Genomic DNA, 21,409 nt, shown 5'->3' with positions numbered 1-21,409 from the left:
CGGGCCGCGCCGGCGGCGGGCCGTCCGCCTACCGGTCCAGGTCCAGGTCGACGACGACCGGCGCGTGGTCGGAGGCGCCCTTGCCCTTGCGCTCCTCGCGGTCGACGTAGGCGTCGGTGACGGCCTTGGTGAAGGGCTCGTTGCCGTAGACGAGGTCGATGCGCATGCCCTTGTTCTTGGGGAAGGCGAGCATCCGGTAGTCCCAGAAGGTGTACGGACGGTCGTACTTCAGCGCGCGCGGGAAGACGTCGGACAGGCCGACGCCGCGCAGCGCCTCCAGCGCGGCCCGCTCGGCCGGGGTGACGTGGGTGAGGCCGGCGAAGACCGCCGGGTCGTACACGTCCTCGTCGGTCGGGGCCACGTTGAAGTCGCCGAGCACCGCGAAGGGGCGCGGGCCGGCCGCGTCCTCGGCGACGGCCGCGGCCAGGGAGCGGAACCAGTCCAGCTTGTAGCCGTAGTGGTCGTGCTCGACCTCCCGGCCGTTGGGCACGTACACCGACCAGACCCGGACCCCGTCGCAGGTGGCGGAGATCGCGCGGGGCTCCTGGACGCCCTCGTAGTCGGGGCCGCCGGGCAGCCCCATGACCACGTCGTCCAGGCCCACCTTGGAGAGCAGGGCCACGCCGTTCCAGCGGCCGGTGGCGTTGACCGCCGCCTCGTAGCCCAGCTCGCGCAGCTGCTCGTGCGGGAACTGCTCCGCCGAGCACTTGGTCTCCTGGATGCACACGACATCGGTGCCGGAGCTCTCCAGCCAGGCCAGCAGGCGCGGCAGCCGGGCGGTGATGGAATTGACGTTGTAGGTGGCGATACGCATACCTGCCAACCTACCGCCCGGCACCGACAGTGCCCGTGAGACCGTCACGGCCCGGCCGTCACAGCTCGGCGCTGTCCCCCGCGGTGAGCCGCCCGTGGTCGGTGCCGCCCAGCTTGTCCAGCGCGAAGTCGTAGATCGGCCGGGCGATGTCGGCGAGGTAGGCGTCGTGGATGTCGAGGGCCCGGCGGGGCCCCACTTCGCGGAGGTAGTCGATCACCTCGGAGACCTTGTTCCAGGGCGCGTGCACCGGCACCATCAGCGTCTCCACCGGGACGCCGGGCACGGTCAGCGCGTCGCCGGGGTGGAAGAGGGATCCGTCGACGAGGTAGCCGACGTTCGTGACCCGCGGGATGTCCGGGTGGATCACGGCGTGCAGCTCGCCGTGCACCTGCACCTCGAAACCGGCCGCGGTGAAGGTGTCGCCGTGGCCGACCGTGTGCACCCGGCCCGGGTAGGCCGGGGCGAGCCGCTCGGCGACGCTGCGCAGGGTCCACAGTCCGGCCGCGGGATTCGCGTCGAGCGCGGCCCGCAGCCGGCCCTCGTCGAAGTGGTCGGGGTGCTCGTGCGTGACCAGCAGGGCGTCGGCCCCCAGGCCCGCGTCCGGTTCGCTGAAGGCGCCCGGGTCGATGACGAGCGTGCGCCCGTCCTTCTCCAACTGGACGCAGGAGTGCAGCCGCTTGGTGAGCTTCATGATCCCAGGCTAGCGCCGGGGCGGGTCCGTTCAGGGGGTGGTCGTGGAGACGACGTAGACCTTGGGCTTCTCGGGGTCCGTGAGGTCGACCGTGATGTCGCGGCTGGGGCGCGGATCGGCCTGCTCCAGGCTGGTTCCGTACCAGAGGGCGCGCGGGCTCCAGCTCCAGCCCGCGACCTCGGCGTCGTGCGGGGAGATCGTGACGTCCCCGGCGACCAGCGCGTCGCGGCTGGTGCCGACGGCGGCGAGGAAGGCGTCCAGGTCGGCCGGGGTCACCGCGAACTGCGTGAAGAGCCGGCTGGTGCGCCAGTTGTTGGTCTCCAGGAACCCGACCCTCCAGGCCTTCGCCGGGATCGGCACCTCGTAGATGCTGCGCTGCACCTTGGAGGGCCAGCCGGGGCGCACCTCGGACGCGCCGACCTTGGCGGCCTTGTCACGGCCGCTCTCGCGGCTCTGCTGGGTGGAGATCGCCAGGTAACCCGCTGGTACGCCGATCAGCAGCACGATGATGATCGCGGTGATCCAGCGGCGCTTGACGACGTGCCTGCGGTCCTCGGGGGTGGGCGGCGGCGTTCCGCCCTCGTCGGGGGCGGAGGCCTGGTGGGGCAGGGTGGGCGGGTTCACGACTTTTCCTGGTCCTCGGATGCGGCGGTCTCGCGCCGCCGGCCCAGCTGGCCCAGCTGCGCGTAGCGCTCGTGGCGCTCGACCCGTCGGCGGGTGGCGCGGCGGAAGCGCCGGGCGACGAGCCGGGCGAGGTCGGCGGCGCCGACCATGCCCGCCTCGGGGCCGAGCTGGGCCTTGGCGATGCGCGCCTCGGGGCGGTAGCCGCGGCCGGTGAGGTGGCGGCGGAAGGCGTCCCGGGCCGGGCCGATCAGCAGGTCGTCGGCGGCGCTGACGCCGCCGCCGATGACGAAGCAGGACGGGTCGAGGGCCGCGGCGAGGTTGGCGATGCCGACGCCGAGCCACTGGCCGATGTCCTGGAGCAGCTCGACGCACATGGCGTCGCCCTCGCGGGCCAGCTCGGTGATGAGCGGCCCGGTGATCTCCGAGACGTTCCCGCCGACCTTGGCGATGATGTTGTAGGCGACCGGGGAGTCGGCGGCGGCCAGCTCGCGGGCCTCGCGCACCAGGGCGTTGCCGGAGCTGTACTGCTCCCAGCAGCCGCGGTTGCCGCAGGGGCAGCGGTGTCCGCCGGGGACGACCTGCATGTGGCCGAACTCGCCGGCGACCCCGTAACGGCCGCGCTTGACCTGGCCGCCTTCGAGGATGGCACCGCCGATGCCGGTGCCGAGCGTGATCATGACGAGGTGGTCCTCGCCGCGTCCGGCGCCGAAGCGCCATTCCGCCCACGCGGCGGTGTTGGCGTCGTTGTCGACCATGACCGGGACGGCGAGCCGGGACTGCAGGGCGTCGCGCAGGGGCTCGTCCCGCCAGGCCAGGTGGGGGGCGAAGAGGACCCGGGAGCGGTCGGCGTCGACCCAGCCGGCCGCGCCGATGCCGACGGCGTGCACGTCGTGGCGGTCGGAGAGGTCCAGCACCAGTTCGACGATGGTGTCCTCGACGACCTTGGGGCTCTTGGACTTGTCCGGGGTCTCGGTGCGGATCTTCTCCAGGATGATCCCGTCGGCGTCGACGACGCCGGCCATCACCTTGGTGCCGCCGATGTCGATGCCGACGGTCGGGACGCGTGGGGCGGTCAGGTGCGACCGCCGCTCACGGGTCCCGATGGTGCGCAGGACGGTGCCTCGCGCCGACCCCCGGTGGGTGAGCGTGAAGTCCCGGTACGTGCTCATCGAGTCGTGTCGTCCCTCGTGGGTGCGGTGGTGCGGGAAGCCTCGCCGGCTGCGTCCGCCGGTCCGGTGCGGCCGGCGCCGCGGGCCGTGGCGTCCGTGACGCCCGTCCCCGATTCTGCCACTCGCTCCAGTTCGTGGCTCAGTTCGTCGAGCTCGGAGCCGCCCGCCATCTGGCGGGTGAGCTCGTCGAGGGTGATCGAGTCGCGGGTGTGACTGCCTGCCATGGTGCCGCGTTTGAGCAGGACGAAGCGGTCCCCGACCAGGTACGCGTGGTGCGGGTTGTGGGTGATCAGGACCACACCGAGGCCGGCGTCGCGGGCCGCGGCGACGTACTTGAGGACCACACCGGACTGCTTGACGCCGAGGGCCGCGGTCGGCTCGTCGAGTACGAGGACCTTCGCCCCGAAGTACACGGCGCGGGCGATGGCCACGCACTGCCGCTCGCCGCCGGAGAGGGTGCCGATGGGCTGGTCGACGTCGCGCAGGTCGATGCCCATGCGCAGCAGCTCGGCGCGGGTGGTCCGGCGCATGAACTCCACGTCGAGGCGGCGCAGGGGGCCGCGGCCCTTCGTCGGCTCGGAGCCGAGGAAGAAGTTGCGCCAGACGGGCATGAGCGGGACCACGGCGAGGTCCTGGTAGACGGTCGCGATGCCGTGGTCGAGGGCCGCGCGCGGGTTGGCCAGGACGGTCTCCTCGCCCTCGACCTCGAAGGTGCCGGCGTCGTGCCGGTGCAGCCCCGCGATGATCTTGATGAGGGTGGACTTGCCCGCGCCGTTGTCGCCGAGGACGCAGGTGATCTCACCCGCGGAGACCTCCAGGGAGACGTCCTGCAGGGCGCGGATGTTGCCGTAGTGCTTGCTGACGCCCGTCAGCTTCACCAGGGCGGCCGCTGCGTCCTGGGGCACGGTGGTGGTTTTGCCGGTGGTCACTTGCTCGCCTCCGCCCGCTTGCGGACCCATGCGTTGAGCAGCGTGGCCAGCAGGAGCATCGCGCCGAGGAAGAACTTGAACCAGTCCGGGTTCCACTGGGCGTACACGATGCCGTTGCTGGTCATGCCGAAGATGAAGGCGCCGACCGCCGAGCCGATGGCGGAGCCGTAGCCGCCGGTCATCAGACAGCCGCCGATGACCGCCGCGATGATGTAGAGGAACTCGTTGCCGACGCCCTCGCCCGACTGGACCACGTCGAACGAGAAGAGGATGTGCTGGCCGGAGATCCAGGCGCACAGGGCGACGCCCATGTACAGGCCGATACGGGTCTTCACGACGGGCACACCGACCGCGCGGGCCGCGTCGGCCCCGCCCCCGACGGCGAAGATCCAGTTGCCGGCGCGGGTGCGCAGCAGGATCCAGGTGGCGACGGCGACCAGGGCCAGCCACCACAGGACGGTGATCTGCAGGGTGACCGAGCCGATCTCCCACTTCGAGGCGAAGAGGGCGCGGGCGGAGGGGAAGCCCTCCATGTCGGCGATGGACTTGGTGGAGACCGTGCCGCTGATCAGCTTGGTGAAGCCGAGGTTCAGGCCGGTCAGCATCAGGAAGGTGCCGAGCGTGATGATGAAGCTGGGCAGCTTGGTGCGGGTCAGCATGAAGCCGTTGAAGAAGCCGATGGCGAGGGTGACCAGCAGGGACACGCCGACGCCGACCCAGACGTTGGCGGTCATCTGGTAGCTGAACATCGAGCTCACCAGCGCCGACGTCGTGACCATGACACCGGCGGAGAGGTCGAACTCGCCGCCGATCATCAGCATGGCCACGGGGACCGCCATGATCCCGATGGTGGAGGCCGAGTACAGGATCGTGCTGAGGCTGGAGGCCTGGAGGAAGGTGGGGGCGGCGATGGAGAAGAAGACGAAGACGGCGACGGCGCCGACCACCGCGCCCAGCTCGGGGCGCCCGAGCAGCCTGCGGACCAGGGAGGTCGGCGCGAGCCGCTCGTCGACGGCGGTGGCGGCGGTCATCGGCTGCCCCGCTTGATGTACTCCTCCAGCTCGGCGGCCTCGGCGGCGGTGACGATCTGCGGTCCGGTGAGCACCGGACGGCCCCCGCCGAGCACGTCCGCGTTGTGGCGGTAGAGCCAGAGCAGGTCGATGGCCTCGTATCCCTGCAGGTAGGGCTGCTGGTCCACGGCGAAGCCGAGGGCGCCGGACTTGAGGTCGCGGGCCACGGAGTCGTTGAGGTCGAAGGTGTCGACCTCGGCCTTGCTGCCCGCGGCCTCCTTTGCCTTGACCGCGGTGGGGGCGAAGGGCGCGCCGAGGGTGAGGATCGCGTCGACGGACGGGTCCGCCTGGAGCTTGGCCTGGACGGCCGCCTGCACGGAGGGCATGTTGGTGCCCTCGACGTAGAGGTTCTCCATGGTTCCGGAGAAGGTCTTCTTGGCGCCGGCGCAGCGCTGCTCGTGGCCGACGTTGCCCTGCTCGTGCAGGACGCAGATCGCCTTCTTGCGGCCGCGCTTGTTCAGCTCGGTGCCGACCGCCTCGCCGGCGATCTCCTCGTCCTGCCCGATGTGGGTGAGCGCCCCGTACGCGGCGGACTGGGCGGATCCGGAGTTGACCGTGATCACCGGGATGCCCGCCTTGACGGCCTTGCCGACGACGTCCTTGAGGGCCTCCGGCTTGGCCAGGCTCACGACGATCCCGTCGACCTTCTGGTCGATGGCGTTCTGCACGAACTGCGCCTGCTGCTGGGCCTGGTCGTCGTGGGCGTAGACGAAGTTGATGTTGTCCTTCGCCGCGGCCTCCTTGGCGCCCTTCTGGACGATGTCCCAGAAGGTGTCGCCGTCGCCCGCGTGGGTCACCATCGCGAAGGTCCAGCGCGGGGTGGAGACGGCGGGCCGGCCCGCCTCGGCGGCCTTCGCCCGCTCCTCGGCGCGCTTGCCGCCCGTACTGCTGCAACCCGCGAGCGAGGCCCCCAGTACCGCCGCGAGCACGGCGCCCACGACGCGTACCCCTGTCCGAACCCTAGCCACGTCGCCGCGCCCTTCCCTCGTCCGTCTCGTCCGTCGTCCCGGCTGTCATGCCGTCCGTCATCATTCGGTCATTCCGGTTTCAGCCGCCCAGTATCCGCCACAGTGGACCATGAAGGGCCATCGGGGCATGCATGCGCAGATCGACACGACGGGATCGCAGATCAGCGCACGAAGATCGCAGATCCGATGCGAGCGGATTGACAGGTTCCCCCGGCGGGGCCAGGTTGAGTTCATGCGCATCGGGCTCATCGGAACTGGCCGGATCGGGTCGTTCCACGCGGCGACGCTCGCCCGCCACCCGGAGGCGGGCTCGCTCCTGCTCGCCGACTCCGATCCCGCGCGGGCGGCACGCCTCGCCGACCGGCTCGGGGCCACCGCCGCGCCCTCGGTGGAGCAGGTCTTCACCTGGGGCGTGGACGCGGTGGTCGTGGCCTCCTCCACCGACGGGCACGGGGAACTGGTCGTACGGGCGGTGCGCGGCGGGCTCCCGGTGTTCTGCGAGAAGCCGGTGGCCCCCGACCTGAACCGCACCCTGTCGGTGCTGCGCGAGGTGGCGGCCCTGGGCGGGCTGCTCCAGGTGGGCTTCATGCGCCGCTTCGACGCCGGCTACCTCACCGCCCGGGAACTGGTCCGCTCGGGCGCCCTGGGCCGGCTGCACACCGTACGGACGATCACGGCCGATCCGGCGCCGCCGGCCGCCGACTACCTGGCGACCTCGGGCGGCCTGTACCGCGACTGCATGGTGCACGACTTCGACATGGTGCGGTGGGTGACCGGGCACGAGGTGGTGGAGGTGTACGCGGCCGGGTCGGACGCCGGTCCCCCGCAGTTCCGGCAGACGGGTGACGTCGACACGGCCGCGGCGGTCCTCACCCTGGACGACGGCACCCTGGTCACGGCCACCGGCACCCGGTGCAACGGCGCCGGCTACGACGTACGGATGGAGCTGGCCGGGGAGCGCGACCAGGTTTCCGCCGGGCTGGACGACCGGACGCCGATCGCCTCGACCGAACCGCACGGGCCCCCGCCTGCGAGCAAGCCGTGGCCCGGCTTCCTGGAGCGCTTCGGCCCGGCGTACGAGGCGGAGCTGAACGCCTTCGTGCACCTGGTGCGCGGCGAGGGGGTGAACCAGTGCGACGGGCGTGAGGCCTTGGCGGCGCTGCGGGTCGCGGAGGCCTGCGAGCTGTCGCGGCGGGAGCGGCGCCGGGTCCGGCTGGAGGAGCTCCCGGACCTGCCGGAGCGGTGACCGGATCGGTGACCGGATGGGTGAGCAGGGCATCCGGCCACCCTATGGCGGTGGTCCCCGGCTGACTGCGGCGGTTTCCGGACACGCTCGCGGCATGCCGGAGCACGCTCAGGCCGGCGCCGCGGTGATCGCCCGCCGCCCCCAGGCGGTGCCGACCAGGACCAGCACGACGCCGGCGTACCCGAGGGGCCCCAGGTGCTCCCCGCCGACGGCGATGCCCGCGACGGCCGCCCACAGGGGCTCGGTGCCGAGCAGCAGGCCGACCCGGGAGGGCGAGGTACGCCGTACGGCCCACATCTGCACGAAGAAGGCGAAGAGGGTGCAGAAGACGGAGAGGAAGGCCAGGCCCGCCCACTCGGCCGGTCCGAAGTCCGCGGCTGCGTCCCAGGGGGTCGCACCGGTCCCCGGCAGGGCGGCCAGCAGGGCGAAGACGAGCACGGCGCCGCCGAGCTGCACGGTGGTCAGGGACAGCGGGTCGGCGCCCCGGACGCCCTCGGACCGGGCCATCAGCAGCACGTGCAGGGTGCGGGCGAGGGCGGCGCCGAGGATGAGCAGGTCGCCGGGGCCGGGTGCGGTGAATCCTGCGCCCTGGGTGAGCAGCACGACGCCGAGGACGGAGGCCGCGGCGGCCCCGAGGAAGGAGACGGAAGGCGCCTTCCGCTTCACCGCGGCGTCGGCGAGCGGGGTGAAGATCATGGTCAGACTGATGATCAGCCCGGCGTTGGTGGCGGAGGTGTGGACGACCCCGTAGGTCTCCAGCAGGAAGATCCCGCCGAGTACGAGCCCCAGCAGCCCGGCGCCGCGCAGCTGGGCGGGGGTCAGCGCGCGCAGCCGCGCCCACCCGGCGACCACGAGGACCGGCAGCACGAGCGCGAACCGCAGCACGAGCACGGCGATCACGGTGTGCGCGGTGGTGATCCCCTTGGCGGCGAGATAGCTCCCGCCCCACACGACGGCGACGGCCAGCACGGGCAGATCCCCGAGCCAGGCCCGGCGGGGGGCGTCGGTGAGGGGTGGCGCGGCAACGGTCACGGGAGTCTCCAGCGGGTGCTCAGGGGGTGGAGACATCGACGGCTCGCACGGTTGCGGGGCACACCGTACCGGAGCCGATCATGCGGGGCGACCCGTTTCCGGGCCGTCCGCGTTCGCCCCGTAGCATCGGGCCCATGGCTGATCTCTACGCCGTGGACCTGGCGTTCGACCTGCTCGACACCACGCCCGACGCCGTACTCGCGGAGGTGCGCCGCCAGCTGACGGGGGACGGCCTGCTCTCGCCCCGGGGCCCGGCGTGGCACGTCGGCGGGATGCTCGTGGGCGAGTTCGGCCCGGCGGAACGCGACGGCTGGGCCCTGACGGCCCGCCAGGAGATCCACGAGGAACAGCTCCCGGCCCTGGAGGACCTCCTGCTGCTCCTCACCCCGCACATCCGCCCGCCGGGCCCGGTCGGCCGCATCCGCCACCACGCCCACGAAGCCCCGGACCTCCTGGTCCTCCGCGAGGGCCGCGTGGTCCAACTGGCCCTGGACCGGCGCTAGCGGCGCCCGGGGGCGACTCCCGTCCCGTGGACGCCGATCCGGACGGGCACGACGGGCGCCGTGCGGGCCCGGCCGACGCGGACGGCAGCCCGCACTGCTGCCAGGGCCACGACCGCGACCAGGCCGACGAGTGCCGCGTACGGCCGGCGAACCAGGCCGCCGCCGCTCTGGAGTGCGAGCCGTGGTCGAGCTTCGCCTTCTGAAACCAGCGCTGCGAAGCCGGGTCGGCCGATCCTGCGGATCATCCGGGCCACGGCGGCATCGATGCCCGCTACGACGAGCTGACCCATCTCCTCGCCGCGCACCGGCAGCCGCCCGCCGCCGCACGTCGCCGGGCGACCGCCACTACACCGACGGGCTCGACCACTGGTTCTGGTGGTGTCCTGCCGGGTGAGACCCGTCAGGCACCCACGGTGCCGAACGTCGCGCGGCCGGTCGGCCGGTACGTCTGGATGGTCATCCCCGACGGCGTCGCACGAGAAGCCGTCAGCTCGTAGGCGGTCGGCAGCCCGCCGGTCGGGAACAGCCGGCGCCCGGCCCCGAGCACCACGGGGAACACCAGCAGGTTGATCTCGTCGACGAGGTCCCGGGCGAGCAGCCACTGCGCGAGCTGCCCACTGCCGTGCACCTGCAGCTCCCCCTCCAGCGCGTCCTTGGCCCGGACGATCTCGCTCTGCAGGTGCTCCCCGTCGATCACGGTGGCCGGCCCCCAGGCCGGCTCCTTGAGGGTGGTCGAGGCCACGTACTTGTGCAGCCGGTTCAGCCCGCCCGCCACGGGATCGGCGGGGTCGTCGTGCTCGGGCCAGTAGCCGGCGAAGATCTCGTACGTCTTCCGCCCGAGCAGGAACGCCCCGGCCCGGCCGAACACCTCGGTGACGAACTCCCCCATCCCCTCGTCGACGTAGGGCGCGGCCCACCCCCCGTACTCGAACCCCTCGCTGCGGTCCTCCTCGGGCCCGCCGGGCGCCTGCATCACGCCGTCCAGCGTCACGAAGGTGGTCAGTGTCAGCTCGGCCATGCCTCTGCGCTCCTGTCTCAACGGTCTACGGGTTCAGACTCCCGCCCCCACCGGCACTCATCGGTGCGCCACGCATGGCTCCACCCCGATTCTGTGGCGGTGAACGCGGGGTCGGATTCCTGCCAGCGGTGGGGGGTTGGGCGCCATTTGATTGAACTCGCAACCAAGTGATGCGGGAGGAAGTGCACATGGACAGGAATGCGGTGGCGCTGGTGACCGGAGGGAGCCGGGGGATCGGGGCGGCCGTTGCCGTGCGGCTGGCCGAGGACGGGGCGGATGTCGCGATCACGTACGTCAGCGATGCGGAGGCCGCGGGGCGCGTGGTCGAGGCGGTGGAGGCGCTCGGGCGGCGGGCCGTCGCGCTGCGGGCGGACGCGGGGGACGCGGCGGAGGTCGCCGGCGCCGTCGGGGAGACCGTACGGCGGTTCGGGCGGCTCGACGTCCTCGTCAACAACGCCGGTGTGGGCGCCGTCGGGCCCATGGAGGCCGTCGCCCTGCCCGATGTCGACCGGGTGCTGGGCGTCAACGTGCGGGGCGCGTTCTTGGCGGCCCAGGCGGCAGCGGGCCGGATGCGCGAGGGCGGGCGGATCATCACCATCGGCAGCTGCATGGCACAGCGGGTACCGGGTCCGGGCGGGGTGCTGTACGCGATGAGCAAGGCGGCGACGATCGGGCTGACGAAGGCCCTGGCGCGGGAGCTCGGCGGGCGCGGGATCACCGCGAACCTCGTGCATCCGGGGCCCGTCGACACCGACATGAACCCGGCCGACGGACCGTACGCGGGCCCGCAGGCGGCGATGACGGCGCTGGGCCGGTTCGGGAGGGCGGGGGAAGTCGCGGACGTGGTGGCGTTCCTCGCGGGGCCGGGAGCCGGCTACGTCACGGGCGCGGAGTTCGCGGTGGACGGCGGCCACGCCGCGTAGCCCTCGCCGGGCGCGCGGGCGGATCCGGGATCGTCCCCCAACCCGCAGCGGTCCCCGGAACCGGGGACCGCTGCGGGTTGGGGGCGGTTCGCAGCACCGGGCAGGGGCATCGCTCCGGGGCCGGGCGGCGTCCGCCCGGGGCACGTCTCCTATGCTCTGGCCGTGGACGGATACCAGGGCCTGACGGCATTGATCGAATCGGCATGGAAGGAGCTGGACGGCCTTGATGCGGGCCGCCGGGATCTCTGCCTCGATGTCGTCGGCGACGTCCTGGAGACGGGCCGCCTGACGCCGGACGACGCCGAGCGGGCCGTCGAGCGCCTCGTGTCGATCGCGCTGTCCGACGAGGGCCACCCCGTGCGGGAGTCGGCGCTGAACGCAGTCTGCGCCGCCTCCATGCGCTACGAGCTTCCCTACGGGGTGGTGGAGCCGCTCGCCGTAGGTGCGGATGCCTTCGAACCCTTGCTCCTCGACTACGTCCTTGCCATTCTCGGCGCGACTCACGACCTCGCGGCGCTGCCGGTTGTCGAACGGTTCCTCCAGCACCCCCACCCGGAGGTGCGCAGGGCGGCGGCAGAGGAAGTGAAGGAGCTGCACTGGAGTGGGGAGTCCGCCCGGGGAGAAGCGGCCCGGTAGCTCCGGGGCACAGGTGGCTCGGCCGTCGGGCAACCGCAGCGGGCTCCCCGGATGTCCGGCGCCTGCGCCCGGCTTGATCGACATGGGGAACGGACAGGGGGAACAGTGGACTTCAGTGACCGGCGGGGCCGGTGCGTGGTGCTCGACGAGGTCACCGACGAGAACTGGCGGGCCGTCGCCGACGTGGCTCCCGCCGACGATCAGCGGCGGTTCGTCGCCGCGCTCGGCGCCCGGTACCTGCTGCTGTCCCTGCGCGGCGGGGTGTGGAACTCGCTCGCGATCCGGGCGGGCGACTCGGTGGTCGGGCACGTGATGTGGGCGTACGACGAGGAAGGCGGCGCCCACTGGATCGGCGGCATGATCGTCGACGCGGCCGAGCAGGGCCGGGGCGTGGGCCGGGCCGCGGTGCGCGCCCTGATCGGGCGGCTCGCCGCGCTGCCGTCCTGCCGGGAGATCCGGCTCTCGTACCACCCGGAGAACGCACCCGCCGCGCGCCTCTACGCCGAGCTCGGCTTCGCGCCCACCGGCGACTTCGAGGACGAGGAGGTCGTGGCCGCCCTGGCCGTCCCTCCGACCGCAGGCCGCTGACCGGACCGGCGGCCGCCGCGAGGGGCCTCAGCCGGCCGTACCGGCCGTGCCCGCAAAGCCGCGGGGGCGCACCGGAATCCGGTGCCCCCCGCCAGCGTGCGGGCCCCGGGGGTGTCGGCCCCCGGGGCGGTCACGGTGCGGCGGGTCAGCCGCCCAGCTCCTGGTGGCGGGCGGTCAGCGCGGCCGCGCCGGCCTCCGTCAGCGAGCCGAAGAGGCGCAGGCGGGAGAAGCCGCCGTCCGGGTAGATGTCGATGCGCACGTGCGTGCCCACCGCGGGGGTGTCCAGCACGAAGCGGTGGTTGGTGTCGGGCTGCAGGCGGGTCCGCGGCAGGAACTCCTGCCACTCGCCCTCCTCGCCCGTCTTCACCGACAGCGAGGCCCAGCCGGCCGAGTTGCCCTTGAGGTAGGCGGTGTCGATCTCGACGGCGCGGATCTCGGACTCGGTGACGAGCTGGTAGCGGATCCAGTCGTTGCCGTTGTCGCGGCGGCGGGCGGTCTCCCAGCCGTCGTCCATCTTGCGGGAGCGGCCCGGGTTGATGGTGTTGGTCGGCGGGGAGTAGAAGCGGTTGGAGGCGTCCTGGACGGAGCCGCCGTTCTCCAGGGCCACCACGTCGAAGGAGCCGAGCGCGGCGAGCCACTTCGGGTCGGGCAGGACCTCGCCGTAGACGCGCAGGCGGGCGATGCCGCCGTCGGGGTGCTGGTTGACGCGCAGGTGGGTGAAGCGCTGCTCGACGTCGACCTCGAAGCCGTTGGCGGCGTGGCCGCCGACCGCCGTGCGGGGCACGACGGTCGTCCACTTCACGTCGTCGCCCTGGAGCTCCTCCGGGGTCGGCGCGAGGGCGCCCTCCCAGTTGGTGGCCTCGATGGAGACGGCCTGCGGCATGTTGCCGCGGAAGTGGGCGGTGTCGACGACGATGCCGCGGATGACGCCGGGGGCGCCGAGGCGTACGAGGGCCCAGTCGTGGTCCTCGGGGGTCGGCCACGGCTGGGTGGCGGAGACGCCGCGGCGGCGGCGGGTCTCCCAGCCGTCCATGACCTTGCCCTTGTGGCCGAAGTCCTCGGGGTCGAAGTGCGCGGCCTCGGAGATCAGCAGGTTCTCGCGCTGGGCGAAGAACTCGTCGTTGGCGGCGATGACACCGGCGCCCAGCTCACGGGCGGCGAGGTTCGCGTACTGGGTGAAGGGGAAGTCCGCGGTGCGGTAGTCCGCGTACGGGTCGCCGCCTCCGTACGGGTTCGCGTTGCCGGTGAAGGATTCAATCGCCACTGGTCAGTTCTGCCTTTCGAGGAGGAGGCCCGTGGGCTCGGTCGGGGTGCCGTGGTCGGCGATCTGCGTGCCGCGCAGCCAGGTGGACTTCACGACGCCGTGCAGGGTCTTGCCCGCGTACGCCGTGACCCGGTTGCGGTGGTGGAGTTCGGCCGGGTCCACAGTGAACGTTTCTTCGGGGGCGAGCACGGCGAAGTCGGCGTCGCGGCCGGCCTCGATCGCGCCCTTCTGGGAAAGGCCCGCGAGCTGCGCCGGGGCCGCGGACATCCAGCGGACCACGTCCTCCAGGGTCCGGCCGCGCTTGCGCGCCTCCGTCCAGATGGCGGGCAGGCCGAGCTGGAGGGAGGAGATGCCGCCCCACGCGGTGGAGAAGTCGCTGGTCTTCAGGTCCGCGGTGGAGGGCGAGTGGTCGGAGACGATGCAGTCGATGGTGCCGTCGGCGAGCGCGTCCCACAGGAGGTCCTGGTTGGCGGCCTCGCGGATGGGCGGGCAGCACTTGAACTCGCTGGCCCCATCCGGCACTTCCTCCGCGGTGAGGGTGAGGTAGTGCGGGCAGGACTCGACGGTGATCTTGACGCCCTCGGCCTTGGCGGCGGCGATCAGCGGCAGCGCGTCCGAGGACGACAGGTGCAGGACGTGGACGCGCGCGTTCAGGCGCTTGGCCTGGGCGATCAGGTTGCCGATGGCAGTGTTCTCGGCGTCGCGCGGCCGGGAGGCCAGGAAGTCGGCGTACTTGGGGCCCGGGACGACGGGGGCGGCGTCGAGGTGGTGGGGGTCCTCGGCGTGCACGATCAGCAGGCCGCCGAAGCCGGTGATCTCGGCCAGCGAGGTGGCGAGCTGTTCCTGGTCGAGCTCGGGGAACTCGTCCACGCCCGAGGGCGACAGGAAGCACTTGAAGCCGTAGACGCCGGCGTCGTGCAGCGGGGCGAGGTCCTTGACGTTGTCCGGGAGGGCGCCGCCCCAGAAGCCGACGTCCACGTGCGCCTTGGCGCGGGCGACTTCCTGCTTGACGCGCAGGTTGTCGACCGTGGTGGTGGGCGGGAGGGAGTTGAGCGGCATGTCGAGGATCGTGGTGATGCCGCCGGCCGCGGCGGCGCGGGTGGCCGTCCAGAAGCCCTCCCACTCGGTGCGGCCCGGGTCGTTCACGTGGACGTGGGTGTCGACCAGGCCGGGGAGCAGGACGTCGTCGCCGAAGTCCTCCAGCCGGGCTCCGGCCGGTACCTCGGCGTCGTGTGCCAGCACCGCCGTGATCTTCCCGCCGGCGACGGCGACCGAGGCGGCGCGCGTCCCCCCGGGGGTGATGACGCGCGTCGAGCGCAGTACCAGTTCCACAGCCACGTCGGCCACCGGAACCTCCCCATCTACTTCCACAGAGCGAAATTCAACGTTCTGTTGACGGAGTCTTCCCGGCGATCCGTACCCAGTCAAGAGCGCCCGGACGGACCACTGACACGCCAGCACCGCAATTGGAGGTTTCCACAGGATGGAATTAAGATTTCGCCATACAGAATGTAGCTACCACCACCGGGATGTGGGCGGATAACTTCCGGAGGACGTCCACCACCAGGACAAACCACCTCTGACCGGCGGCGACGGCCCCGACCCCAGCACTAGGGCCGACGCCGACCGCCGGGTAGGCTGCTCCCTTGCCTGCCAGCACCGAAAGGACCGCGCCGTGCCGACGTCCAGCGCCAGCACCACCGACGCTTCCTCAAAGACCCCTGCCGCCAGCGGTGGCGTCCAGTCCCTTGAGCGCGCCTTCGATCTGCTCGAACGTATGGCCGATGCCGGGGGCGAGGTCGGCCTGAGCGAGCTCTCCGCCGCCAGCGGTCTGCCTCTGCCCACGATCCACCGCCTGATGCGCACGCTGGTGGCGTGCGGGTACGTACGCCAGCAGCCCAACCGACGGTACTCCCTCGGCCCCCGCCTGATCCGCCTCGGCGAGTCCGCGTCGCGCCTCCTGGGAACCTGGGCCCGCCCCTACCTCGCCCGTCTGGTCGAGGAGACCGGGGAGACGGCGAACATGGCCCTGCTCGACGGGGACGAGATCGTCTACGTCGCCCAGGTGCCGTCGAAGCACTCGATGCGCATGTTCACCGAGGTCGGCCGCCGGGTGCTGCCGCACTCCACCGGCGTGGGCAAGGCCCTCCTCGCCTACACCCCGGCCGACGAGGTACGGGCCCTCCTCGCGCGCACCGGTATGCCGGCGGCGACCGAGAAGACCATCACCACGCCCGAGGGCTTCCTGGAGGCGCTGGAGCAGGTCCGCAGGGTGGGCTACGCGGTCGACGACAACGAGCAGGAGATAGGAGTCCGCTGCCTCGCCGTGTCGGTGCCGAACTCGCCGACCGCCGCCGCGATCTCCATCTCCGGTCCGGCCGGCCGCGTCACCGAGGCCGTGACCGAGTCCTTCGTCCCGATCCTCAAGAACGTCGCCGACGAGCTGTCGGTGGCGCTGGCCAACCAGAGCCCGGCGTAAGCAGCACGAACGGCCCCGGTGTCCCTCGGAGCGAGGGACACCGGGGCCTTGTCGTACGCCCGGCTCAGGGCGCCCGCAGCACCCCCTGGGCGGTCAGCCGGCCGTCGGCCATCGTCGCCGTGCGGTCCATCCGCTCCAGGTGGGCGTGGTCGTGGGTGACCACCACGGTGGCCGTGGAGCGCTCGCGCGTCAGGGTGACCAGCAGGTCCAGCACGGCCGCGCCGCGCTCGTGGTCGAGGGCGCTGGTGGGCTCGTCGACCAGCAGTACGGCCGGCTCGTTCATCAGCGCCCGGGCGATGTTGACGCGCTGGCGCTGCCCGCCGGAGAGCTGGTGGGGACGCTTGTCGGCCTTGTCGGCCAGGCCCACCGCGTCCAGCAGCTCCAGCGCCCGCCGGCGCAGGGCCTTCGCGGGCCGGCCCGCGACGTGCGCCATGACCTGGAGCTGCTCGGCGGCGGTCAGCGAGGCCAGCAGGTTCGGCTGCTGGAAGACGATGCCGATCTTCTCCCGGCGCAGGGCCGACTTCTCGGCGGGGCCCAGCCGCGTGGTGTCCTCGCCCGCGACGACGACCCGGCCGCGGTCCGGGGTGACGAGGGTGGCGGCGACCGCGAGCAGGGAGGACTTGCCGGAGCCGGAGGGTCCGATCACCGCCGTCAGGGTGCCGGCGGGCACCTCCAGGCCGACCGCGTCGAGGGCGGTGAGCCGGCCCTCCCCGTCGGGATAGGTGAGCGTGGCGTCGTGGACGAGGAGGGTCATCGGGCGCTCCCGAGGGCGGTCAGCGGGTCGACGGCGGTGATCCGCCGGATGGACAGGGCCGCACCCAGCGCCCCGAGCGCGATCATGATCGCTGCGGGGACGAGCACCGTGGCGGCGTCGAGGACGAAGGGCACGTCGCCGCCGCTGACGAGCGCGCCGAAGCCGGCGGCGAGCGCGGTGCCCAGCCCGGTGCCGACGGCGAGCATCACCACGGCCTGGCCGAGGGCGTCGCGCAGGAGGTACGGGGTGGAGGCGCCCAGCGCCTTCAGGACGGCGATGTCCGCGCTGCGCTGGATGGTCCACACCGTGAAGAAGGCCCCTATGACCAGGGCAGAGATGGCGAAGAGGAAGCCGCGCATCAGCTGGAGCGAGCCGTTCTCGGCCTGGTAGGAGCCAATGGCGCCCAGGGCCTCCTCGACGGTCTGAGCCCTGGTGGCCGCGGCCCGGTCGGCGGCGGCCAGGTCCATGGAGCTGCCGGAGACGGCGACGACGGTGGCGAGGGTGTCGACGGAGGTGCCGGGGTTGCCGAGGCGCTGCCAGTCGGCGAGGTCCGTCCAGACGACCGGGGTGTGGCTGTAGGCGGCGGTGCCGGCGACGGCGGCCACGGTCAGCTCCAGCGGGCCGATCCTGACCCGGGCCCCGGCGGTGAGCCCGCCCAGCTCCTTCGCCGCCTTCTCGGCGAGGACCACCCGGCCCTGCGTGAGGCCGGCGTTCCGCGGGGCGAGCCCGCCGGCCGGGTCCACCCCGAAGACCGACACCGCGGCGGTGCGCTCGCCCGAGACGGCGTTGGTGGTGCGGATGCCGAGGGGCTCCGCCGACCGCACTCCCGGCTGCGCCCGCCAGGCCAGCCACGCGGACTCGGGCACCTGCGAGTTGGCGAAGGACACCTTCTGGTCCCCGGCGGGCGCGGCGAAGGCCAGGTACGAGGCGGGCAGGCCGGTGACGGCCGAGACGTTCTCCCGGGCCAGGCCGGCGGTGAGCCCGGACAGCAGGCCGACCAGCAGCGTGATCAGCAGCACGACCGAGCCCATCAGGGCGAAGCGGCCCTTGGCGAACCGTAGATCTCTCCATGCGACGAACATGTCCCCCACCTTGGTCCTCCCCCTGGGCACGGGGCATCGCGCGGCAGTAGCGATCCTGGTGTCGAAGGGTGCACGCGGACATCGAACTTTCGGTTGACCGGGGCCGGCCTGGACCGCTCTACGCTGGTCGGGACATGACTGCTGCCGCTCCCCCCGCCCCGCCCGCCGCCTGCGCGCCCCCGCCCGCGCCCGCCGCCGCCCGGTCCCTGACACCCGTGTCCAAGGTGCTGAGGCTGTGCCTGCACGCCCTGTTCCTCGGGCTGCTCGCACTGGCGGCCGGCCGGGCCGTCGCCGACTCCGCGCCGCGGGCCGGCTGGGTGGTCGCCGCCTGCGCCCTGCTCGCCGCCGGGTACGCGGCCGGCGTACGGGCCCCCGCCGTGCACCGCTCGCAGCGGGCGGGCGCGCTGTGGCTGGCCGGGCTCGGCGCGGCCTGGGCGGGCCTGCTGGCGGTCTCGCCCGACGGGCTGTGGATCGCCTTCCCGCTGTACTTCCTGGAACTGCACCTGTTGCGGCTGCGCTGGGGTGTCGCGGCCGTCGCGGTGACCGCCTGCGCCGCCATCGGCGGCTTCCTCGCGCACAGCAGCGCGGTGACCCCGGGGGCCTTCCTCGGGCCGCTGCTGGGCGGCGCCGTGGCCGTGGCGACCGTACTGGGCTACCAGGCGCTGTACCGCGAGAGCGAGCGCCGCCGGGAGCTGATCGAGGAACTCATCACGACGCGGGCCGAGCTGGCCGCGGCCGAACGCGGCGCCGGGATCCTGGCCGAGCGGGAGCGCCTGGCCCGGGAGATCCACGACACCCTCGCGCAGGGCCTGTCCTCGATCCAGCTGCTGCTGCGGGCCGCCGAGCGGGCGCTGCCGGAGGGGGCCCCGGCGCTGGCGCACATCGCGCAGGCGCGGGAGGCCGCGCAGGACAACCTCGCCGAGGCGCGGCGCTTCGTACGGGCCCTCACGCCGCCGGACCTGGAGCACGGCTCGCTCGCCGCGGCCCTGGAGCGGCTGTGCGCGGGGGTGCCGGGCCCGCGGGTGCGGTTCTCGCTGAGCGGCCGGCCGCGGGTGCTGCCGACCCCGTACGAGGTGGCGCTGCTGCGGATCGCCCAGTCGGCCCTGGCCAACGTGGTGCGGCACGCCCGGGCCGGGCGCGCCGAGATCACGCTGACCTTCATGGACGCCTCGGTGACGCTGGACATCGTCGACGACGGCGACGGCTTCGACCCGTCGTCGTCGGCGCCGGGCCCGGGCGCCGGTTCCGGCTCCGCCGACGGGGGCTTCGGGCTGCCTGCGATGCGCTCGCGCGCGGAGACACTGGGCGGGCTGTTCACCGTGGAGTCCGGCCCGGGGCAGGGGACCGCCGTGGCCGTGACCCTCCCGCTGCCGCTGGAACACCTGGAGCACACGGAACCGGTGGAGGCCCTGTGACCATCCGTCTCCTGCTCGCCGACGACCACCCCGTGGTCCGGGCGGGCCTGCGCGCGGTGCTGGACACCGAGGCGGACTTCGCGGTGGTGGCCGAGGCGGCGACCGCCGAGCGGGCGGTGGAGCTGGCCGCCTGCGAACCGGTGGACGTGGTGCTGATGGACCTGCAGTTCGGGCCCGGTATGCACGGCTCCGAGGCGACGGCCCTGATCACGGCCCGCCCCGGCGCCCCCCGGGTACTGGTGCTGACCACCTACGACACGGACGCGGACATCCTCGCGGCGGTGGAGGCGGGCGCCTCGGGCTACCTGCTGAAGGACGCCCCGCCGGAGGAGCTGGCGGCCGCCGTACGCACGGCCGCCGCGGGCCAGTCCGCCCTGGCCCCGGCGGTGGCGCTGCGCCTGATGGACCGGATGCGGACGCCGGCGGAGGCGCTGACGAAGCGGGAGCTGGAGGTGCTCCAGCTGGTGGCGGACGGCCTGTCGAACCAGCAGATCTCCAAGCGGCTCTTCCTCAGCCAGGCCACGGTCAAGTCCCACCTGGTCCACGTCTACGCGAAGCTGGGCGTCGAATCCCGCACGGCGGCGGTGGCCGCGGCCGCCACCCGCCGCCTGATCCGCACGCCGTAGCGCGGCCTGATCCGCCGGACACCCCCTACGCCACCCAGTGCGGCCGGTCCACCGACGGGGGGAGCGGGACGCCGTCGTGGAAGGCGGTGGCGAGGCGGCGTACGCCCTCGTCCAGGCGGTCGGCGGGGAGGGTGTACGGGATGCGGAGGCGGTGTTCGAAGGTGCCGGGGTCCACGCCGAAGCGGGCGCCGCGGCCGATGTGCACTCCGGCGGCCGCGGCCCGTTCGGCCAGGGCGGAGCTGACCGGTTCGCCGAGGTCGACCCAGAGCGAGAGGCCGCCCGGCGGTATCTGCCAGGACCATTCGGGGGTGTGCCGCTGGAGGGAGTCCACCAGGGCCGAGCGGCGGCTGCGCAGCTCGGTGAGCCGTGCGGGCAGGGTGCGTTCCATGCCGTCCAGCAGCGGGAGCGCGACGAGCTGGTCGAGGACGGAGCCGGTCATGTCGGCGGAGACCCTCAGGGCCGTCAGCTCGGTGATCATCTTCGCGGTGGCCCGGACCCAGCCGACGCGCAGGCCGCCCCAGTGGGTCTTGCTGAGCGAGCCGATGCTCACCACGTGGTCCGCGCCGCCGCGCGGGGCCAGGGAGGCGAGGGGTGCGGGGGCCGGGACGTCCAGGGCTATGTCGGCGATGGTCTCGTCGACGACCAGCCAGGTGCCGGTGCGCCGGGTCGCCGCGAGCAGCCGCAGCCGCTCCTCCTCGGGCATGAGGGCGCCCGTCGGGTTGTGGAAGTCGGGGATCACGTACGCCAGCCTGGGCACGGTCTGGCGCAGCGTGGACTCGGCGATCTCCATGTCCCAGCCGGTGTCGGAGACGGCGATGGACCCGGTGCGCAGGCGGGCGTGGCGCAGGGCGTCCAGGGCGTTGGCGTAGGTGGGGTTCTCGGTGACGACCCGGTCCCCGGCGCGGCAGAGCAGGCTGGCGACCAGGGCGAGGGCCTGCTGGGCGCCGGAGGTGACGAGGATCTGCTCCGGGCGGGTGGGCAGGCCGCGCCGGGTGAAGCGTTCGGCGACGGCGGTGCGCAGGTCGGGCAGGCCGAAGGGGTGGTAGCCGGGGGTGCGGGCGGCGTCGGGCAGACGTGGCGCGGCCCAGGTGAGGGCGTCGGCGAGGGTGCCGTCGGGAGCGCCCATGGCGGCGATGGCCAGGTCGATGCCGGGATCGCCGTCGGCGCTGTAGCCGCCGGCGCCGAGGAGGGCGTGTGCGCCGACGGGGCGGTGGCCCTCGGGCAGCTCGGTCCAGGTGCCGGAGCCGCGCCGACTGCGGACGTAGCCGCTTTCGCGCAGCAGGTCGTAGGCGCCGGTGACGGTGGCCCGGCTGGCGCCGACGGCGTCGGCGAGTTCGCGTTCGGCGGGCAGGCGGACGTGCAGGGCGATACGGCCGTCGAGGATCAGCGTGCGGACGGCGTCGGCGAGCGCCCGGTAGCCGGGGCGCGCCAGCACCTCGGCGGGGAGCAGCGCGGCGAGCTGGCGGCTGCCGATGGTTCTGTCCGCTGTCTGGACCACTCGCCCGTTTGCCATGCCAACCTCCCCTGATTGGCTCTGACGGCCAGGCCAATCGAGGACCAGACTCGCGGTATTGGCCC

Annotated in this window: 23 protein-coding genes; 9 read left to right on the top strand and 14 right to left on the bottom strand. The window is 73.1% G+C overall.

Annotated features, from left to right (window positions below):
* Positions 1-28: 28 nt before the first annotated feature.
* Genes IG86_RS0132060 through IG86_RS0132030 form a run of 7 tightly spaced genes read right to left on the bottom strand, consistent with a single transcriptional unit; the run spans position 29 to position 6,265 of the window.
* The gene (locus IG86_RS0132060) at positions 29-814 is read right to left on the bottom strand and encodes an exodeoxyribonuclease III (protein ID WP_030822446.1); all 786 of its coding nucleotides are present in this window, start codon (positions 812-814) and stop codon (positions 29-31) included.
* A 58-nt stretch (positions 815-872) separates the two neighbouring features.
* Positions 873-1,505 (bottom strand): MBL fold metallo-hydrolase, encoded by a 633-nt coding sequence (locus IG86_RS0132055; RefSeq protein WP_030822444.1) that lies wholly within the window; start codon positions 1,503-1,505, stop codon positions 873-875.
* 30 nt (positions 1,506-1,535) lie between these two features.
* On the bottom strand, positions 1,536-2,129 hold the full coding sequence (locus tag IG86_RS0132050) for a hypothetical protein (protein WP_030901582.1): 594 nt from the start codon (positions 2,127-2,129) through the stop codon (positions 1,536-1,538).
* Positions 2,126-3,298 carry an ROK family glucokinase gene (locus IG86_RS0132045; protein ID WP_030901581.1) on the bottom strand — a complete coding sequence of 391 codons (1,173 nt, stop codon included), beginning with the start codon at positions 3,296-3,298 and terminating at the stop codon, positions 2,126-2,128. Before IG86_RS0132045 ends, IG86_RS0132050 begins: the two co-directional genes overlap by 4 nt.
* The gene (locus IG86_RS0132040) at positions 3,295-4,257 is read right to left on the bottom strand and encodes an ATP-binding cassette domain-containing protein (RefSeq protein ID WP_244306186.1); all 963 of its coding nucleotides are present in this window, start codon (positions 4,255-4,257) and stop codon (positions 3,295-3,297) included. The genes IG86_RS0132045 and IG86_RS0132040 overlap by 4 nt, the downstream gene beginning before the upstream one ends.
* On the bottom strand, positions 4,224-5,258 hold the full coding sequence (locus IG86_RS0132035; protein ID WP_030822431.1) for an ABC transporter permease: 1,035 nt from the start codon (positions 5,256-5,258) through the stop codon (positions 4,224-4,226). The genes IG86_RS0132040 and IG86_RS0132035 overlap by 34 nt, the downstream gene beginning before the upstream one ends.
* Entirely contained in the window at positions 5,255-6,265 is a 1,011-nt protein-coding gene (locus IG86_RS0132030) for a sugar ABC transporter substrate-binding protein (RefSeq protein WP_051785532.1), read from the bottom strand. Before IG86_RS0132030 ends, IG86_RS0132035 begins: the two co-directional genes overlap by 4 nt.
* Before the next feature lie 232 nt (positions 6,266-6,497).
* On the opposite strand from IG86_RS0132030, the gene IG86_RS0132025 reads away from it, so the two are divergent.
* Positions 6,498-7,511: a Gfo/Idh/MocA family protein gene (locus IG86_RS0132025; protein ID WP_030822425.1), complete on the top strand. Its 1,014-nt coding sequence runs from the start codon at positions 6,498-6,500 to the stop codon at positions 7,509-7,511.
* Positions 7,512-7,619: 108 nt separating this feature from the next.
* On the opposite strand, the gene IG86_RS0132020 is transcribed toward IG86_RS0132025, so the two are convergent.
* A complete protein-coding gene (locus tag IG86_RS0132020; RefSeq protein ID WP_037848319.1) occupies positions 7,620-8,543 on the bottom strand; it encodes a DMT family transporter in 924 nt (307 codons plus the stop codon).
* Positions 8,544-8,677: 134 nt separating this feature from the next.
* On the opposite strand from IG86_RS0132020, the gene IG86_RS40300 reads away from it, so the two are divergent.
* A complete protein-coding gene (locus IG86_RS40300; RefSeq protein ID WP_052714771.1) occupies positions 8,678-9,046 on the top strand; it encodes a hypothetical protein in 369 nt (122 codons plus the stop codon).
* A 26-nt stretch (positions 9,047-9,072) separates the two neighbouring features.
* Positions 9,073-9,249, top strand: a complete 177-nt coding sequence (locus tag IG86_RS44770) for a hypothetical protein (RefSeq protein ID WP_234351502.1) — start codon at positions 9,073-9,075, stop codon at positions 9,247-9,249.
* A 197-nt stretch (positions 9,250-9,446) separates the two neighbouring features.
* Here the strand turns inward: IG86_RS44770 and IG86_RS0132005 are convergent, their stop codons facing one another.
* The gene (locus IG86_RS0132005) at positions 9,447-10,064 is read right to left on the bottom strand and encodes a dihydrofolate reductase family protein (protein ID WP_030822415.1); all 618 of its coding nucleotides are present in this window, start codon (positions 10,062-10,064) and stop codon (positions 9,447-9,449) included.
* Between the two features lie 188 nt (positions 10,065-10,252).
* Between IG86_RS0132005 and IG86_RS0132000 the strand changes: the two genes are divergently transcribed.
* The 3 genes from IG86_RS0132000 (at position 10,253) to IG86_RS0131990 (ending at position 12,211) form a co-directional block, all read left to right on the top strand.
* The gene (locus IG86_RS0132000) at positions 10,253-10,987 is read left to right on the top strand and encodes an SDR family oxidoreductase (RefSeq protein WP_030822412.1); all 735 of its coding nucleotides are present in this window, start codon (positions 10,253-10,255) and stop codon (positions 10,985-10,987) included.
* 162 nt (positions 10,988-11,149) lie between these two features.
* A complete protein-coding gene (locus IG86_RS0131995) occupies positions 11,150-11,623 on the top strand; it encodes a HEAT repeat domain-containing protein (RefSeq protein WP_051785530.1) in 474 nt (157 codons plus the stop codon).
* 51 nt (positions 11,624-11,674) lie between these two features.
* Positions 11,675-12,211, top strand: coding sequence for a GNAT family N-acetyltransferase (locus IG86_RS0131990; RefSeq protein WP_045937377.1), 537 nt, complete (start codon positions 11,675-11,677; stop codon positions 12,209-12,211).
* A 145-nt stretch (positions 12,212-12,356) separates the two neighbouring features.
* Here the strand turns inward: IG86_RS0131990 and alc are convergent, their stop codons facing one another.
* Together alc and allB are read right to left on the bottom strand one after the other, a co-directional pair.
* Entirely contained in the window at positions 12,357-13,475 is a 1,119-nt protein-coding gene (gene alc, locus IG86_RS0131985; RefSeq protein WP_030822404.1) for an allantoicase, read from the bottom strand.
* Positions 13,476-13,478: 3 nt separating this feature from the next.
* On the bottom strand, positions 13,479-14,813 hold the full coding sequence (gene allB, locus IG86_RS0131980) for an allantoinase AllB (protein ID WP_385872321.1): 1,335 nt from the start codon (positions 14,811-14,813) through the stop codon (positions 13,479-13,481).
* Between the two features lie 337 nt (positions 14,814-15,150).
* On the opposite strand from allB, the gene IG86_RS0131975 reads away from it, so the two are divergent.
* Positions 15,151-15,954, top strand: coding sequence for an IclR family transcriptional regulator (locus tag IG86_RS0131975; RefSeq protein ID WP_030656658.1), 804 nt, complete (start codon positions 15,151-15,153; stop codon positions 15,952-15,954).
* A gap of 64 nt (positions 15,955-16,018) precedes the next feature.
* Here the strand turns inward: IG86_RS0131975 and IG86_RS0131970 are convergent, their stop codons facing one another.
* Complete coding sequence (locus IG86_RS0131970) at positions 16,019-16,708, bottom strand: ABC transporter ATP-binding protein (RefSeq protein ID WP_030901544.1); 690 nt, start codon at positions 16,706-16,708, stop codon at positions 16,019-16,021.
* On the bottom strand, positions 16,705-17,790 hold the full coding sequence (locus IG86_RS0131965) for an ABC transporter permease (protein WP_030901542.1): 1,086 nt from the start codon (positions 17,788-17,790) through the stop codon (positions 16,705-16,707). Before IG86_RS0131965 ends, IG86_RS0131970 begins: the two co-directional genes overlap by 4 nt.
* Before the next feature lie 134 nt (positions 17,791-17,924).
* Here IG86_RS0131965 and IG86_RS0131960 point away from each other — a divergent pair, with 134 nt between their 5' ends.
* Together IG86_RS0131960 and IG86_RS0131955 are read left to right on the top strand one after the other, a co-directional pair.
* Positions 17,925-19,205, top strand: a complete 1,281-nt coding sequence (locus IG86_RS0131960; RefSeq protein WP_078906104.1) for a sensor histidine kinase — start codon at positions 17,925-17,927, stop codon at positions 19,203-19,205.
* Positions 19,202-19,831: a response regulator gene (locus IG86_RS0131955; RefSeq protein WP_030822389.1), complete on the top strand. Its 630-nt coding sequence runs from the start codon at positions 19,202-19,204 to the stop codon at positions 19,829-19,831. The genes IG86_RS0131960 and IG86_RS0131955 overlap by 4 nt, the downstream gene beginning before the upstream one ends.
* A gap of 25 nt (positions 19,832-19,856) precedes the next feature.
* Here IG86_RS0131955 and yczR read toward each other — a convergent pair whose 3' ends face one another.
* Positions 19,857-21,344 carry a MocR-like transcription factor YczR gene (gene yczR, locus IG86_RS0131950; RefSeq protein ID WP_030901538.1) on the bottom strand — a complete coding sequence of 496 codons (1,488 nt, stop codon included), beginning with the start codon at positions 21,342-21,344 and terminating at the stop codon, positions 19,857-19,859.
* Positions 21,345-21,409 lie beyond the last annotated feature (65 nt).

Source organism: Streptomyces virginiae, assembly GCF_000720455.1.
GTDB lineage: Bacteria > Actinomycetota > Actinomycetes > Streptomycetales > Streptomycetaceae > Streptomyces > Streptomyces virginiae.
This window is presented reverse-complemented; position numbering and strand designations above follow the sequence as displayed.

Excerpts from the sequence above, each read along its gene's own strand:
- IG86_RS0131970 (WP_030901544.1), bottom strand. The coding sequence starts at position 16,708 with ATGACCCTCCTCGTCCACGACGCCACGCTCACCTATCCCGACGGGGAG.
- IG86_RS0132055 (WP_030822444.1), bottom strand. The coding sequence starts at position 1,505 with ATGAAGCTCACCAAGCGGCTGCACTCCTGCGTCCAGTTGGAGAAGGAC.
- IG86_RS0132040 (WP_244306186.1), bottom strand. The coding sequence starts at position 4,257 with ATGGGTCCGCAAGCGGGCGGAGGCGAGCAAGTGACCACCGGCAAAACC.
- IG86_RS0131960 (WP_078906104.1), top strand. The coding sequence starts at position 17,925 with ATGACTGCTGCCGCTCCCCCCGCCCCGCCCGCCGCCTGCGCGCCCCCG.
- IG86_RS0132005 (WP_030822415.1), bottom strand. The coding sequence starts at position 10,064 with ATGGCCGAGCTGACACTGACCACCTTCGTGACGCTGGACGGCGTGATG.
- IG86_RS0132035 (WP_030822431.1), bottom strand. The coding sequence starts at position 5,258 with ATGACCGCCGCCACCGCCGTCGACGAGCGGCTCGCGCCGACCTCCCTG.
- IG86_RS0131990 (WP_045937377.1), top strand. The coding sequence starts at position 11,675 with ATGTCCGGCGCCTGCGCCCGGCTTGATCGACATGGGGAACGGACAGGG.
- IG86_RS0132045 (WP_030901581.1), bottom strand. The coding sequence starts at position 3,298 with ATGAGCACGTACCGGGACTTCACGCTCACCCACCGGGGGTCGGCGCGA.
- IG86_RS0132060 (WP_030822446.1), bottom strand. The coding sequence starts at position 814 with ATGCGTATCGCCACCTACAACGTCAATTCCATCACCGCCCGGCTGCCG.
- IG86_RS0132000 (WP_030822412.1), top strand. The coding sequence starts at position 10,253 with ATGGACAGGAATGCGGTGGCGCTGGTGACCGGAGGGAGCCGGGGGATC.
- IG86_RS0131965 (WP_030901542.1), bottom strand. The coding sequence starts at position 17,790 with ATGTTCGTCGCATGGAGAGATCTACGGTTCGCCAAGGGCCGCTTCGCC.
- IG86_RS0132025 (WP_030822425.1), top strand. The coding sequence starts at position 6,498 with ATGCGCATCGGGCTCATCGGAACTGGCCGGATCGGGTCGTTCCACGCG.
- yczR (WP_030901538.1), bottom strand. The coding sequence starts at position 21,344 with ATGGCAAACGGGCGAGTGGTCCAGACAGCGGACAGAACCATCGGCAGC.
- IG86_RS40300 (WP_052714771.1), top strand. The coding sequence starts at position 8,678 with ATGGCTGATCTCTACGCCGTGGACCTGGCGTTCGACCTGCTCGACACC.